Source organism: Paraflavisolibacter caeni, from assembly GCF_025628885.1.
Lineage (GTDB): Bacteria > Bacteroidota > Bacteroidia > Chitinophagales > Chitinophagaceae > Flavisolibacter > Flavisolibacter caeni.
Genome location: NZ_JAOTIF010000008.1, coordinates 1 through 14,176, shown reverse-complemented (window position 1 = coordinate 14,176; position 14,176 = coordinate 1). Strand labels below are relative to the sequence as shown.

Annotated in this window: 17 protein-coding genes; 13 read left to right on the top strand and 4 right to left on the bottom strand. The window is 34.8% G+C overall.

The window, feature by feature from the left end; genetic code table 11:
• The first annotated feature begins 9 nt into the window (after window positions 1-9).
• The 5 genes from OCK74_RS11935 (at window position 10) to OCK74_RS11915 (ending at window position 3,642) form a co-directional block, all read left to right on the top strand.
• Window positions 10-258, top strand: coding sequence for a ribonuclease H1 domain-containing protein (locus tag OCK74_RS11935; protein ID WP_279297274.1), 249 nt, complete (start codon window positions 10-12; stop codon window positions 256-258).
• A gap of 394 nt (window positions 259-652) precedes the next feature.
• On the top strand, window positions 653-1,042 hold the full coding sequence (locus tag OCK74_RS11930; protein ID WP_279297273.1) for a CAP domain-containing protein: 390 nt from the start codon (window positions 653-655) through the stop codon (window positions 1,040-1,042).
• Window positions 1,043-1,210, top strand: a complete 168-nt coding sequence (locus OCK74_RS11925) for a hypothetical protein (protein WP_279297272.1) — start codon at window positions 1,043-1,045, stop codon at window positions 1,208-1,210.
• A gap of 130 nt (window positions 1,211-1,340) precedes the next feature.
• The gene (locus OCK74_RS11920; RefSeq protein ID WP_279297271.1) at window positions 1,341-2,420 is read left to right on the top strand and encodes a hypothetical protein; all 1,080 of its coding nucleotides are present in this window, start codon (window positions 1,341-1,343) and stop codon (window positions 2,418-2,420) included.
• A gap of 163 nt (window positions 2,421-2,583) precedes the next feature.
• Complete coding sequence (locus OCK74_RS11915) at window positions 2,584-3,642, top strand: hypothetical protein (protein ID WP_279297270.1); 1,059 nt, start codon at window positions 2,584-2,586, stop codon at window positions 3,640-3,642.
• A 294-nt stretch (window positions 3,643-3,936) separates the two neighbouring features.
• Here the strand turns inward: OCK74_RS11915 and OCK74_RS11910 are convergent, their stop codons facing one another.
• The 3 genes from OCK74_RS11910 to OCK74_RS11900 all read right to left on the bottom strand — a co-directional run bounded on the left by OCK74_RS11910 (window position 3,937) and on the right by OCK74_RS11900 (window position 8,178).
• Window positions 3,937-5,388, bottom strand: a complete 1,452-nt coding sequence (locus tag OCK74_RS11910) for a ComEC/Rec2 family competence protein (protein ID WP_279297269.1) — start codon at window positions 5,386-5,388, stop codon at window positions 3,937-3,939.
• Window positions 5,389-5,794: 406 nt separating this feature from the next.
• A complete protein-coding gene (locus tag OCK74_RS11905) occupies window positions 5,795-6,889 on the bottom strand; it encodes a PD-(D/E)XK nuclease family protein (RefSeq protein ID WP_279297268.1) in 1,095 nt (364 codons plus the stop codon).
• Between the two features lie 416 nt (window positions 6,890-7,305).
• A complete protein-coding gene (locus OCK74_RS11900) occupies window positions 7,306-8,178 on the bottom strand; it encodes a dCTP deaminase domain-containing protein (protein ID WP_279297267.1) in 873 nt (290 codons plus the stop codon).
• 5 nt (window positions 8,179-8,183) lie between these two features.
• Between OCK74_RS11900 and OCK74_RS11895 the strand changes: the two genes are divergently transcribed.
• Genes OCK74_RS11895 through OCK74_RS11860 form a run of 8 tightly spaced genes read left to right on the top strand, consistent with a single transcriptional unit; the run spans window position 8,184 to window position 13,304 of the window.
• Window positions 8,184-8,468 (top strand): hypothetical protein, encoded by a 285-nt coding sequence (locus OCK74_RS11895; protein WP_279297266.1) that lies wholly within the window; start codon window positions 8,184-8,186, stop codon window positions 8,466-8,468.
• Window positions 8,458-8,784, top strand: a complete 327-nt coding sequence (locus OCK74_RS11890) for a helix-turn-helix domain-containing protein (protein ID WP_279297265.1) — start codon at window positions 8,458-8,460, stop codon at window positions 8,782-8,784. Before OCK74_RS11895 ends, OCK74_RS11890 begins: the two co-directional genes overlap by 11 nt.
• A gap of 6 nt (window positions 8,785-8,790) precedes the next feature.
• Complete coding sequence (locus tag OCK74_RS11885) at window positions 8,791-9,651, top strand: ImmA/IrrE family metallo-endopeptidase (protein ID WP_279297264.1); 861 nt, start codon at window positions 8,791-8,793, stop codon at window positions 9,649-9,651.
• A 2-nt stretch (window positions 9,652-9,653) separates the two neighbouring features.
• Window positions 9,654-10,394 carry a thymidylate synthase family protein gene (locus OCK74_RS11880; RefSeq protein ID WP_279297263.1) on the top strand — a complete coding sequence of 247 codons (741 nt, stop codon included), beginning with the start codon at window positions 9,654-9,656 and terminating at the stop codon, window positions 10,392-10,394.
• 55 nt (window positions 10,395-10,449) lie between these two features.
• Window positions 10,450-11,529, top strand: coding sequence for a nucleotide kinase domain-containing protein (locus tag OCK74_RS11875; RefSeq protein ID WP_279297262.1), 1,080 nt, complete (start codon window positions 10,450-10,452; stop codon window positions 11,527-11,529).
• A gap of 24 nt (window positions 11,530-11,553) precedes the next feature.
• The gene (acpS, locus tag OCK74_RS11870) at window positions 11,554-11,928 is read left to right on the top strand and encodes a holo-ACP synthase (RefSeq protein WP_279297261.1); all 375 of its coding nucleotides are present in this window, start codon (window positions 11,554-11,556) and stop codon (window positions 11,926-11,928) included.
• Between the two features lie 41 nt (window positions 11,929-11,969).
• Window positions 11,970-13,007, top strand: a complete 1,038-nt coding sequence (locus tag OCK74_RS11865; protein WP_279297260.1) for a thymidylate synthase — start codon at window positions 11,970-11,972, stop codon at window positions 13,005-13,007.
• A 6-nt stretch (window positions 13,008-13,013) separates the two neighbouring features.
• Window positions 13,014-13,304: a nucleotide modification associated domain-containing protein gene (locus OCK74_RS11860; protein ID WP_279297259.1), complete on the top strand. Its 291-nt coding sequence runs from the start codon at window positions 13,014-13,016 to the stop codon at window positions 13,302-13,304.
• A gap of 301 nt (window positions 13,305-13,605) precedes the next feature.
• Here the strand turns inward: OCK74_RS11860 and OCK74_RS11855 are convergent.
• A partial coding sequence (locus OCK74_RS11855) for a hypothetical protein (protein ID WP_279297258.1) occupies window positions 13,606-14,176 on the bottom strand: 571 nt, incomplete at its 5' end.

Sequence of the window (14,176 nt, the reverse complement as noted above, 5' to 3'; positions counted from 1 at the left end):
AGTACCTCTATGGCAAAGAAAGTATACGTAGTTTGGGAGGGAATGGAAACTGGTGTTTTTACTGATTGGGTAAAATGTAATAATTCAATAAATGGTTATAAAGGGGCCAAATACAAGTCCTTTAAATCTTTAGAATTAGTGAAAAAAGCATTTGCTGAAGGTTACGAATTATACTGGGGCCAGGAAACAAAGTTTGAAAGTGAACTTTCTGTTCTTTTTGGCTATCTAATGCTTTGGTATATTTATAAGGTAATTTAGTTGCTTTATATACTAAATAGAAAGACACTAATAACAACTTAATAACATTTAAATTTACAATTATGGCAGGTTTTAAAGATCTATGGATGGATGAACAAGAGTCAGAAAGAGATAGAAAGTTAGCAGAGCATTAAGGTATTACACCGGATGAATTAGGTGAACTTGAATACTATTGGGATGAAGATACAGATAATGAAGGAAGTACTATTAACCACGTTATTGTTATCAAAAACGGGCCACAAAATGTTTTAAAAAAAATTAAAGGGCTTAGTAGTGACAAGAGAGTGATTGTTGATCCAAATGTATTATAGGAAGTCGAAGCGGCACATGTGCCGCTTTTTTATTTATATAGTTTTGCTTTAATCGTAATAAAAAAAGCCCACAGCTTTCTTACATGAAAGCTATTCTTTTACTCTGTAATCTTTTATGCATCACATTTTCGACATCTGGACCCAAGGTAGATAAGGGCGAAGCGAGGGCTGCGTTTGTGCTATTGAATAAAATCAGAATCAATCCTAAGGCCTATCGAAACACTTTTCAGCAGTTTGATGATGTACAGCCCAAGCATCAATTAAAGTGGAATGATACCTTGGCCAGGGTAGCCAAAGCCCTCGATATGGCCACAAGGAACTATTTCGCCCATGTGGACCCGGATGGATATGGCATCAATCATTACATTCATAAAGCAGGTTATGCATTGCAGCCTACATGGTTAAAGAATCCTCAGTATAACTATTTTGAGTCCTGCAATGCAGGTGGTTTGACAGGTGAAGATTCTATTTAGATGCTGATTGTTGATGATGGCGTACCCACATTGGATCACCGCAAACATTTGCTGGGTATGGATAGTTGGAGTCATAATCTTGTGGATGTTGGGATTGGTTATGCAAGAAGTAATGGCAATACGCGTTTTAAAACTTATACGTGTGTGATTATTGCAAAGCATCAGTGATTGAAAGTAAATAAGTATGTTTAGAACTTTAAAGAGACTTATAATTTACATTGAGATAACAGATTAGTCAATACCTTAGCGATAAGAAATAACCAAAACAACCGTTGGCGAGTAAGCCTTAATACTTTTTATGGAAAACTTACTTTACTACCCATACATAAATGTTCCAGAGACCGCTTGGACTGCAAGAACCCTATTGTACTATGACAGAGTGGGATCTATTGTACCACAGAGATATTTTTATGAGCCCGATAACTATAACCCATTTATGAGGGAAATGGTACGTAATGAACTAATAGAGCCTATAAACCCAATAGAAGTGTTAGATCATCCTTTGGAAATATCACGGCCATTTATTAAATACTTAAACGATGATGATTTTGATTTGCAAAAGCGAAGAAAAGCTTTCCTAAATGGGAGTTTGGGAAGAATTCACAGAGACAAATTTACTTTGAATAACCCCAGAATTCATGTAGACAAGTTTGATGGTGAAATTTTCTATCAGTTGAAGCAGGCAGGTCTTGCAATCAGGCAAGATGATGAATGGTTCATTGTTGAAAAAAAAACAGCTAATGAACTCATGACATTTCTTGCTTCTGTTTTAGGCGGTAAACTTAAATATCAACCTACCACAGACAAAATACAAAAGAGATTTAAGGCAGTTTTTAAATCAAAGCAAGATTTCAAGATATCAAAGAAGGCAAGCGAGAAGCGAGAGCTAATTTTAAATGAACTTATCCCCTTTCCTGAACAAATTGATATTGTTAAATTACGAGCATTTAAAGACAAGAATTTAGACTTACTTAAAGCGTTCAAAAATAAAGTTGAACTAATTGTTCTAAATCCAAATATGGAAGAAGGTTCAGCTCTTTTCCATGAAGTAGTACAAGAATTAAAAATTAGAAAAGCTGAATTATCGGCAAAAATGAATGAAAGTAAGTTAGGTGGCGTTTTATTTGGAACTATTTGTGGAATAACTGCTGCAGTTATAGGGCTTCCAATCGCAGAAACTGCAGAAACCGCAACGACCGTTGATACTGTTGTGGGTGGGCTTGCAGGATTTGCAAATGCAGTTTATTCCGCTTTACAAATTGAGAGAGCCGAAGATATTTTCGATCAATCAGGCATGAAATATTTGGCTTTAGTTGACAAAAGATTGAGAAAGCCTAATACCAACAAGGATTTTACATTTGTAGAGCTGGATGGATAAATCATAAGCTATGTGCATCCATTGACAGTAATTTCAGTAGATGGAACATAGGTGGATAACTGAATATGTTTTGTACTTAGGCCTTCTTAGAGGTTACAGCTTGAGGACTGATGTTCTTTTACACCCGGTTGAGTGCAAATTTCTAATCGTTGTAGATAACCATATGTTGACGTTTCTTAAAATTCCCGATGTTGCTATCGGAGCTATTGCTGCTGCCATAATTGGTGCAGGTATTTCCGTTTTGACAATTTTGACGAAAGATTATTGGTTTCCTATTCTTACGGAAAGAAGAAACACAAAAGCGAAAAGGAGACAAACTTTTAGAAAGTATGCCAACCCTTTAATGATTTCGTCAATTGTACTACTTTATAGAATCAAAGAAATATTTTATCGAGGGTATTTTCTTCTTGATATTTCACCGAAGAACTATTTTAACGATTACAAATATATAAGCTCAATTTATAGGTTACTTGCTCTTATAGGATGGATAAGAGCTTCTAAAATTGAACTATCTTATATAGAAGTTGAAAAGACCGACGACTATAAATATATCGAAAAAGCTATCACTGAGTTTGAGAAGAGCTTAGCAGATGGAGAACACATTGAACAATCCGTTTTGGAAAATTTGGCGGAGCATTGGAATTTACCAATTAACAGCCTTCAGAAAGAAGACAAAAATAAGCTAGGTGTCAATATTGAAAAGATTATAGACGAATATTGCTTTAAAGAAAAGGTTGAAATACCATTAGAATTATCTGAAGAAACCAAGCAGAATTTAGCGAAAGCAGTTAGTGATTTAATCTGTACAACAATTAAATGTTCAAAGGTTGATAAGGAAATTATCAATGAGACAGTTAAGACTACAATAAAGGAAATGTCAAGAGTTGAAGCATGGATTTTTAGAGATTGGCAATCGGCATTAGGTGACATGATGATAAAAAAGGCTTCAAATGACACTGAAAGAAAGTTTGAAGTAATAGGTTTTAAAGAATTTGAACAATTGTATACTTCTAATGAGCCTGAGGATAGGAAATGGATCGAGCGCATTGACAGATTATTTAGAAATCTTGACGTTTCGTTAAATGACCGCTTTGATGCAAGAACACAACAATTCAAAAATATTTACAAAGCTACCTATGGCTTGCTTGAGGCATATTCTAAGGTGAATACTAGTGATATTGACTTAACAGGAGATGCTTTAAATAAATTAAAGAAACTTTAGGAGCTAATTGCTGTCTATACAAGGTGTTTTACTGCATTCCAAGAGGCCGCATAGTTATTATCTCTTAATTAGCTTCTAAGAGTTCTTTGATACTGCTATTGCTCTGATTAACCGATCACTAACGAGCAGTCTTGATGTATTTGAAAGTCTATCGGCAATAGGCATCAATACAAGAGGTTCTTATAAAGAGGTTCTCTGTATTTGCGGTAATCAAAGAGATTAAAGTGATCATTTTGATCATTGATAAAAGTATCAACCTAATCAATCAGTAAACAAATTTCAGCATCAGCATTTTTAAATAATAAATTCAAATACTAAACCAGAAACCTGGTTTACAGAAACCAGCCTTGAAGAATTGCCGGTAGCTACTAAATCTTTTATTACTCTTTCTGAAGGATGTGCATCTCTATTTCCAATACCATAATTAATGAAATTGTAGCTACGTACTGGTATACTTGAATGAAGTAGTTTATCTCCATTGTTTTCGGAACCATGGTGAGGAATCTGAAATAGCCAGAAATCATTCCAATAATGTTGATACTTATTTAAAAACTCCGTCACCTGTTCCTTTGTTAACAAGAAGGTATCAGCAGTGAGGAGGACGTTTGGATAAAAGAAATGCCCATTATCCAACCATTCTCTATAATGCCTGTAATATCCATTTACGCCAGTCCAAATTGTTTCTAATCTTGAGGAAGAAGGCATGAACTTTTGAATCTGCCGGATGTTTTTGTGATAAAAATCGAAATAATAATCGTACTCCTTATAATCAATTTCAAGAAAGTCGAATATTCCATTTAGATTTCTATGCAATAAACAAAGGGCTGTGGTATTTAAATCATCTATTTTAATTCGCTCTTTGGTAATAAGTACAACATTCTTTGCGGCCTCTTTAAAAATGGCTTTTATAGATGTAGCTGAGTTTATGCCCTTTACTTTTTCAATTGTTTCTTGCAACTTTTCCTTTACCGGTAAAGAATTATCAATACCAAATTTTTTATAAAATAAAATTTCAACCTCTTTAAAAAAATCTTCTTCCTTATTGCTAATGGCTCTTTTGTAAAATAAGAACTCCATTAATTTTGAAATACCAACGGTGCTTTTCAGCTTTCCCTTATTTGTGTCTTTTACTTTATATGCTTTCCCTTTGGTTGGTGAAGAGGTATAAATTAAACTTCCCAAATCTAAATTTTCTTTTGCAGAACGATTAAAATCGAATAAGAATCTTGTTTCATTACTTGAACCTTCGTCGCTTTCACGTGGATCGCCATTGACAGGTGGAATGGGATTGTCTTGATTACTTTCTATAAAGTAAATTTCAGAATCGCCATCTAAATTATCATTTATAGTACCTATTGGATCGATAATAAATCGCAGAGTAAAATCATCTTCTGCTTTAAAGCCCTCAGAATGACATAAATGTCTGGCAACTAAAAAAAGTCGCTCTTCAAAAGTTATAAAGGGCATTACCAATCTTTTGATTTTTATCTCATCCTGGAGCAATAAACCAACATATTTAACGTGGTCGGAATCAAAATGAGAAATAACCAACAGATCAAGAGTTTTCTGATCCAGATAGTCTGTATCTCTATATAATGAAACTTCTGCCTGGCAAGCTTTCGCTGTGTTACTCCCGCAATCAAAAACCATTCGAAACTTAACCTGGCTATTATGATTAATAATACAACTGTAAAATAGTCCTTGCCCAACTGGATGAATAGTAAACTTTTGATGAAATGGTTTCATTGATAGGTTTGAATTTGTTTAATTTATCTCGTGCGTATTTTAATCTTATTGCAAATATCTTTTACCACATCAACACCTTGGTATCAGAACGATTTTCCAGTCTGGGGTCAGCCATCCAAAACTTTGTACGAATGTGTTGTTATCAAACGCTCCTCGTAGTTGGTTGATGATATTAACTTTCGCTGATATTTTTTGAAATGTACCCTGCTTCTTCGTGCTCAAGTTCATACCATTTTCCAACGAAAAAGGGCAAGTGAGTTTTCATAGGAGATTTCTTTTAGCAAGATGTTGTCAGTATATAAGTGTCCATTAGAATATTCATATTGTTATTTCCAGAAACCAACAAACTCTTCGTAGGTGGCTTGTTTGTCAGAGATAAGGGTCACAAATAGTTTTACAAATTCCATCAGCTTTCTATTTCAACAGGTGAGTGTAGAATACCAACTGTCTTTTCCGTTATTTGGGAGAAGTCTTCGTTGATAGCATTAGCAAGGAAGTGGGCTAGGTTAGCCATGTCTTCCCTGGTAATCATGTAAGCCTTTCCAACGTAATGAGCGTAATATGAGTTCTCTTTTGAGCGATGTAATAAGCCTTTTTTCTGTATTTCAGGTAATAAGGTTTTATCTAGTTCGTCTAAGCGTTGTAGATTAGCTCCATTTACTTCTAAAAAGACTCTGATCACTTGTTCATCAGTTAGTAGCTGGTCGTATAAAATAGTGTAAAAAATATTATTAATCTGTGGAAATTGGAAAGTCCGGTAAAAGTCGCTTCTTCTGGCACCTACCTCTAATCCAAGTTGTTCCCCTGCTGCTTCAAGCTGATTAAGAATATATAATGTCGCCTGTTCTCTGGTGGCCAGTATTTTATTAATCTGAGTGATGTTATTTAGAAAGAATAAAACTTGCTCGTTCATATGTAAATCTTTACTAAGGTTTTCTATAGCGGTTGCAAATTGGAAAAACAGGTGCTTCTGTTCTGGTGTTAGATCAATACTTCCCATTTTTCTATTCAATTCACTGAACCATTCTTTGTGGAGAATATTCTTATACAAGTTCCTAACATTGGCTGGGGTGTGGTGTCTACCCACAGTTAATAAAACTGCTGCTTTGTTTTCGTCTTTTCCAGGACAGCTATCCCAGTAGTCTTGTAGATCGTTGTCTAAAATATGATTGACCTTGTTTTCGATTATGAGAAACTTTCCCTCATCCACTCCAGTACCAATGACAAGAATATCAATAAAATTTCCTTTTCGGGTTTGTACTTCACGAGCGACCTTATAATCTGTGAACTTCAGATCGGAATTTAAAAGCGATAACAAAGTCCTTAAAAACAGATCTGAAAGTCCGTGATCTTCTTGTTTATCCAGGAAGTATTCGTACCAACGACTGAACACACGTTCATCATACGTATTGCCAGAAATGTCGAAGATTGTACGAAACCTTGTTGGGGGTGCTGGAACATCGCTACTAACTAGTTCAAGCAATTCAGGGGTGATACTCATTTGCATTAGTTTTAGTTTACGATTTGGTAAACGCTTACGGTTGTTACCTTAAAGTTTCCAAAACATAAAAGTATAAATTCATTTGGTTTGAATTCCTAATTTAAACCATTAATTTTCTATTGTGGGTACGAAATTTTGAGATAGATGCGGTTTTGAACAATTATATCCCGACAATATTTTTCTTAGTTAATTGTTTACTTTCAAATAAGCAAAATATAAGGAATATATCAATCAAGGATTTGAATATTTCAAAATTTTATTTGCCCACCTCACCTAACAAAAATATTTACTACATTAGCACACCCCTGAATCACTCCACAACCCATTGATTCAGGACGAAGTCGCCGAACTGAACTAACCGCTAATGAAAACTGTTGTTTTTTTGATTCTGTGTCGCCAATGGGCTGATTCAATTTTCACTGCCTAACTTTGTTATGCTTGGTTGAATCGGATCGCTGTGTTGTGACTTTTATTAAACTGTCAATCTTGTTACTAAGTATGTTGATGCCTGATTGCATCTTTTTGTACGTGGAATCATGGATAATTTCCTCTGTTTTCTTTTTGTAGCCATAATCCACTGCTTCCTTTAATTTATTTGCGTCAGTACAAAATTTTACCGAAAGGGCAATCATCAAAGTCAAGATTGCCAAAACAGCCCATTCGATTTTTGTTTTCATATGTTTTACATCATCAATTCTTGCACTAAGTACACTAGGTGAAGCAATTTCTCCTTGACTTAAAGCTTCTACGGGTTCATTGGGAATATTAACCTGCTTATCGTGTGTCCCAACATAATCCTGGGATTCATTCAAATCTGCAAACCATATAGGAAAGTATCTTGAGCCACGGCTTAATACAATTGTCGCCGGACCAGCATTATAAACAGAAAACAATAATTTACCTTCAAATCCTGGGTCAACATGAAAGCCAGACACGTTTACGAGCCCTTTGAATTTTATTCCTGCTTTAATAGATATGAAAGCTATTTTGTCCTTTGGAATTTTTACTGTCTCCTCTGTAAGAAGTAATGCAAATTGTCCTGGTTCTATGTGAATTTTTTGGCCGCTGTTCAATGATTTTACTGAACGAGGCTTAGTGTCTGTCTGAAATACCTGATCACCGAGGGATAACTCATAGGAGCCATTTTTTATTCGATCTTGATTAAAAGGTGTAATGATATCCGCACCCTTCAAAAGTTGCAATAGATTTTTTGTTCCTAAAAATGCCATAACAGAAAAATAAAAATTTTGTATGTATGATTTTCTTACATAAATTTGTAAGAAAATCATACAGTATGACTAAACTTGACAATGCTGTAGTCGAAGCAAAAATCATCAAAGCTGTTGATGAAATTAAAAATAAATTGAAAATTGACGCTGTTGTGGTAAATATTGAATTTTGTCCCGGAAAATTTATAAGTAGCCAAATTCTAGTCACTTTAATGGGACGTATAGCCGATTCTTTGGAAGTAAATATCCCTGAGAATTGCTACATTTTTCATGATAAAAAAACTCTAAAACAGCTAACAATCAAAGAAGCTGCTCAAAAACTTATTAAAGAAGCTCAAAATGAAAAATAGCAACATAAGTAATGATCGGGAAAAGATTGCCGCCCGACTTAAAGAGGCAAGAACGCTTGCTGGGTTATCGCAAGAACAAGCTGCAAAGAAATTGGGAATACCACGACCTGCAATTTCAGAGATAGAGGCAGGTAACAGAAAAGTAAGTGCTGAAGAAATAATTCAGTTTGCAAACTTGTATCAAGTAGATAGTGACTGGCTTTTACTTCAAGAATCTGAGAATGAACAGTACAAGTTTGCGGCAAGAGAACTGAGCAAATTAAGTAAAGACGACATTCAAAAATTGCTACATCTTTTAAAAGTCCTACCAAAGTAACAATAAATGAATCAATTATACAGGAAGGCTTTATTGAAAGCGGATGAAATTCGAATGCAGTTAGGTTTAGATATTTTTGAACCAGTAAATATTTTTGATTCCTGCATCAGTCTTGGGGTAACAGTCAGATTTGTTGACATAAATATGGAAGGCATGTATTTGGTTCAGGAGGATGAAACGCACCCTACAATCGTGCTGTCGAGCCTGCGTCCTCTCCCAAGAAGATGCTATACATGTGGACATGAGCTGGGGCACCATGTTTTTAAACATGGCTCCAAGATAGATGGCTTATCGCATACAGAAGAACCATCAACCTCCAACGAAAGCGAGGAGTTTTTAGTGGATTCCTTTGCAGGAGCATTGTTAATGCCAATTGCTGGTATTCAGGCGGAATTTGCGAAAAGAAATTGGACGGCGCAAAATGCTTCTCCTCTCGAATTCTATATGATAAGTTCAATTTTTGGAACAGGATATCAAACATTGATTGTTCATTGTAGGACTAACAAAATTATAAACGAAGCCAAAGCTAGTATTCTGCTGAAGAGCAAACCCGCCAAGATATTTAAAGACTTGTTTACGTGCAGTGCAGACAATTCATACTTCAAGATTTTTGACGGCAAGTCAGAGATATCAGTTATAGATTTAGAGGTATCGAATTATATTATCTTTCCATCAAACTTTATTGTCGAAGGCGACCATTTACAAAAAGTTCAACAAACTTCAATCGGCACTGGATATATAGCAGCTAGGCCTGGAATTGTTCGAGTGACTTCAAATGAAGGAGCGGTCAGCTCTTTCGTGAGAATACAGAACTTCCGTTACGTAGGACTTGTCGAAAATCGGCACTTAGAAAACGAAATAGATTAATTATGAATACACGTCCATTATTATTAGAAGAAGAGAATTTGTCCTATGCCTGGCGCAGAGCGTTGGAAAGTACTCTTAATAATTCGCCTCATGAGATTACTCCATTGATCGTAACACTTACAAAATTCGAGGAGTGTTCCAACGTGAGAGAAATTTTAGATTCACATTTGCAAAGCAATCGATTAGCATCAATCCAAACTGTTTCAGAAACGATTTTCCCAAATTCTCTGTATCAATTTTTGGGGCAAAACAGATCAGAACTTTATAAAGAATATGTTAAAAACTTGCCCCGTATAAAGAAGATAGATTCAAGTAATCGCAACGGGACCTATTTTGAAAGATTGATAGCGTTTGATGGAAAAGACAAAAAAATAAATCAGTTAGAAATTATCATTTCATCATTAAAGAACAAAAACATTAAGCGACGTTCAAAGCTACAGGCATCAATCTTTGATCCTCAAAAGGATCACACTAACAGACCTTTCCAGGGATTTCCGTGTTTGCAGCACATTACATTTTTCCAATCAACGAACGGTGGTCTTGTCATGAATAGCTTTTATGCGGTACAATATCTATACCGGCGAGCTTATGGAAATTGGCTTGGGCTTATAAATCTTGGAAAGTTTGTAGCGAACGAACTACAAATAGAATTTGAAAGATTCAACTGTTATGTTGGTGTTGAACATCTTGATCATTTGACAAAAGTTGAAGCCCAGGATTTACTGGCAAAACTCTACAATTAGCTCGTGCGAGAAAACTATTTTTGTCGAATTGTTCATAGACTAAGAAATTAAAAAAGTGACATCTAAAGCCCAAACATCTGCAGTTAAATCTGCTTTAACGATACATAGTGTACTATCACCTGCAAAAACCACAGAAGTTTATGATAGCTATTGGAGATTTGCATCTATTAGACAAGAAGTATTCTTCAATCGATTAGAAGAAAAACCCTATCCTTGGACATCTGATCCAATTATAAACAAATACAAATTCACGAATGTATATCGCGCTGCCGATCGAGTTAGTCAGTATTTAATCAAACATGTTATTTACAATGAGAATTTACCAGATTCTCCTAAAGAAGTCTTGTTTAGAATTCTGCTGTTTAAACTTTTCAACAAAATTGAAACATGGGAACTTCTTAATTTAAAAATTGGAACTATAACGTTTGAGGATTATGATTTCGACCTGTATGATAGTATTCTTACTGCTGCTATTGCGAGTGGAAGGCGAATCTATTCTGCGGCGTATATAATGCCTTCTGGAAAATCATACTTCGGTTTTGTGAGAAAGCATACCAATCATTTAAAACTAATTGAACTAATCTTAAAAAAACAAACGCATGAGAAACTGATGTTTGCAAAATCAATGCAACAAGCATTTGAAATTATAAAGAATTTCCCAAGCTTGGGTGATTTCTTAGCTTATCAGTTATTAATAGACCTTAACTACTCACCGATAATAAACTTCTCAGAATCAGAGTTTGTTGTTCCCGGTCCTGGAGCAAAAGGTGGAATTAGCAAATGTTTTTCAGACAGTGCAGGCTTAAGCAACGTCGAAATAATTAAGTTAATGACTGATAGACAAGAGAAGGAATTTGAAAGATTAGGATTGTCTTTTAAAAGTTTGTGGGGGCGAAGACTACAGCTTATTGATTGTCAGAACTTGTTTTGCGAGGTGGATAAGTATGCAAGAGTGAAACATCCACAAATCAAAGGAAATAGTGAGAGATTAAGGATAAAGCAAGTTTTTAAAGCAAGTTCAAAGCCCATTAACTTTTGGTTTCCTCCAAAATGGGGTATTAATAAAAATATTCAGCCTCTAAAAAGTAATTCGATCTCTGAAGGATTATGGAGCAATAGCGGTGAAAGCAATTAAGCAGCAAACAAATATTAAATCAAAATGATTGTAGGCATTGGATGTGATATTGTTGAACACAGAATAACGGAACAGCTTGAGTGGCATTCAGACACCAAAGTGTTGAAAAGGATTTTTTCAACCCAAGAACTTGATTTATATGACAAAGAAAAGTCAAGTAGATTTCTTGCTGGAAGATTCGCTGCTAAAGAAGCAGTTTTAAAGTGTATTGGAACTGGGATGCAAGATGGTATTTCTTTATTAGATATTCAAATTCTTCCTAACAGTCTGGGAAAACCTTACATAAACCTGACAGGTCAAATAAAAATAATTTCCGATGAAATGGGTATAAATTTATGGCACATAAGCATTACACATTCGTCAAACAATTCGGTTGCGTTTGTGATTGCTGAGTCTTAATTATAATTGGTTTTAAACGAATTACATTAACCTTATATATCATGTACATACAAGAATTCGATGGTATTAACTCTTTTTTGATAGGAATAGCAAGGTTATTATTAAATAATGGTGAGAGTAGGGTAACAAGAAATTTTGAAACTGTGGAACTCAATCACCCTATTATTATTAAAATAAAAAATCCCCTTTCAAGACTTGTAACCTTGAAAGAAAGGAATTGGAATCATGTGCTTCCCTATGCTGAATCTCTTTGGATATCATCTGGCCGTAATGATATGGGAATGATTGGTTCCTATCTGAAGAAAATGTATGATTTTTCTGATGATAACATCAGTATGAGGGCGGCTTATGGTCCTAGACTAAGATATTTTAGTGGCGTTCCAAATGATTATGAGAACAATCTTAATCAAAAGTCCATCAAAGTGCACATTGAAAAGATCATAGAAGTAGATCAATTTTCTTTTATTGAAAAAGTATTTAAAAAAGATCCTTATACCAGACAAGGAATAATTTCAATAACAGATCCAGCAAAAGATTATTTTGATAACAATTATGAATTAAAAAAAACGAAAGATTTTCCATGCACTAATAATATACAGTTCCTACGAAGAGATAACAGCTTAGACGTAATTACTCACATGCGTTCCAATGATTTCTTTTGGGGAGCTTCAGCAGTAAATATTTTCAATTTCACTTTTATTCAAGAATATTTTGCAAAGATATTAGGGCTAGATGTCGGTTATTATTACCATATTGTAAATAATCTCCATTATTATAAGGATTTCCAAAAGAAAGTTGAAACAATTGCTAATCTTACGGAATGTAAGGACGACTATTTTGCTTATAAAAAAAGCTTTAACAACTTGGCAGAGTTTGATGCTAGAATTGCTAAACTGGAAAAGTTTGAAGATGAGTTGAGGAAGTCAAATACTAAAAAACTGATAACTTTCGACGATGATTTTTTTGATGATTGGGCTAAAGTTCTATTTGCATTTCATACAAAGCAGCCATCAATAAAATTTTCCAATCCACTATTAAATGAATTACACGAACGTAAACAATTAAAAGCAATTCACTGAGTAGTTATGGAAAACTATCACACTTTAGATGAGCAACATCTGAAAAGTATTACAGAAGAAGTAATACAGGTCTTGCTTAAGAAAAATGAGGACTACGGAGGTGCAAGTTTTGACTTAGGACTAAATGGTAATATGGTTCACTTATGGGATAAGGTGAAAAGATATAAGACTCTAATTGAAAAAAAATTATGTCAAGGAGAAGCACCAAATTTTGAGAGTATCCAAGATACTCTAAGGGACATTATTGGTTATGCCTTAATTGGGCTAGTAATCCTAGACTCAGAAAACGGTAAGTGAAACTAGCTCTAAAAAATCCAAGCCTAAATCTTTTGAAACTATTCAACCAAGCCAAAATACGCAGATAGTTCAAAAAAGAGCGAAAAAGCAGATTGGTTTGCTCGTATTAAAATAGAAAAAACCTACTAGGCCTTAGCAAAATATCGATTTGCGCGTGGGCCCTAACTTTATATTGTCTTGTTTCAGCTTATTAGCGCCCAATACCAACTTCATTGCAGCGAAAACCTTTTCATAGGAGTTCCTCGTTGGTTTACTATCCTGCGGCTATGATTACGATTGTTCGGAACAACCACGATACAGTTTACTTGATCAATACCTTCATCAAATCCACTATGGAAACCGCAAACGGTATAGAAGAATTCCTTCCATAGGTATAGTTAGGCAATTTTGTTATATCCCAGTTCATACCAGCAAATTCCATCTCTGCTTCAGAAATAATATCGAAAACCAGATAGAAATCATTTCTAGGATCAGGGTAATTCTTCTCCATCATTTCTTGCTTACTTAATATTCGAGGGCCTTTATCAGATAACTTGAAGAGTTTGCTAGTTTTTGTCTCTCCATATGAGTGAAGCAATAAATACTTAGCGTTCAACTTTTCTAAGCCAAGTCTTAAAGAACCTTTTACATCTCCTATCCTTACGTTGTAAAGATTATTTTGTAATATCCAATCAAGATGGCTTACACCTTTATAAAATCCTACCAGAACATATGTCTCGTCGGGTATGAAGCTCCTATTCATACCAATTGGCTCTGGTAAGGCTTCTTTGAGTTCTTCGGAACGTTTATCCTTATGCACCTCATAGGTTTTCTGTGCCATTTTCTCCCTTTGAGAAGCTCTATTCAAGAAATGATTTACAACTTCGCTTAGA

Bases quoted from the DNA above. Each gene is read 5' to 3' on its own strand.
- OCK74_RS11935 (WP_279297274.1), top strand. From the start codon at position 10: ATGGCAAAGAAAGTATACGTAGTTTGGGAGGGAATGGAAACTGGTGTT.
- OCK74_RS11930 (WP_279297273.1), top strand. From the start codon at position 653: ATGAAAGCTATTCTTTTACTCTGTAATCTTTTATGCATCACATTTTCG.
- OCK74_RS11925 (WP_279297272.1), top strand. From the start codon at position 1,043: ATGCTGATTGTTGATGATGGCGTACCCACATTGGATCACCGCAAACAT.
- OCK74_RS11920 (WP_279297271.1), top strand. From the start codon at position 1,341: ATGGAAAACTTACTTTACTACCCATACATAAATGTTCCAGAGACCGCT.
- OCK74_RS11915 (WP_279297270.1), top strand. From the start codon at position 2,584: ATGTTGACGTTTCTTAAAATTCCCGATGTTGCTATCGGAGCTATTGCT.
- OCK74_RS11910 (WP_279297269.1), bottom strand. From the start codon at position 5,388: ATGAAACCATTTCATCAAAAGTTTACTATTCATCCAGTTGGGCAAGGA.
- OCK74_RS11905 (WP_279297268.1), bottom strand. From the start codon at position 6,889: ATGAGTATCACCCCTGAATTGCTTGAACTAGTTAGTAGCGATGTTCCA.
- OCK74_RS11900 (WP_279297267.1), bottom strand. From the start codon at position 8,178: ATGATTTTCTTACAAATTTATGTAAGAAAATCATACATACAAAATTTT.
- OCK74_RS11895 (WP_279297266.1), top strand. From the start codon at position 8,184: ATGACTAAACTTGACAATGCTGTAGTCGAAGCAAAAATCATCAAAGCT.
- OCK74_RS11890 (WP_279297265.1), top strand. From the start codon at position 8,458: ATGAAAAATAGCAACATAAGTAATGATCGGGAAAAGATTGCCGCCCGA.
- OCK74_RS11885 (WP_279297264.1), top strand. From the start codon at position 8,791: ATGAATCAATTATACAGGAAGGCTTTATTGAAAGCGGATGAAATTCGA.
- OCK74_RS11880 (WP_279297263.1), top strand. From the start codon at position 9,654: ATGAATACACGTCCATTATTATTAGAAGAAGAGAATTTGTCCTATGCC.
- acpS (WP_279297261.1), top strand. From the start codon at position 11,554: ATGATTGTAGGCATTGGATGTGATATTGTTGAACACAGAATAACGGAA.
- OCK74_RS11865 (WP_279297260.1), top strand. From the start codon at position 11,970: ATGTACATACAAGAATTCGATGGTATTAACTCTTTTTTGATAGGAATA.
- OCK74_RS11860 (WP_279297259.1), top strand. From the start codon at position 13,014: ATGGAAAACTATCACACTTTAGATGAGCAACATCTGAAAAGTATTACA.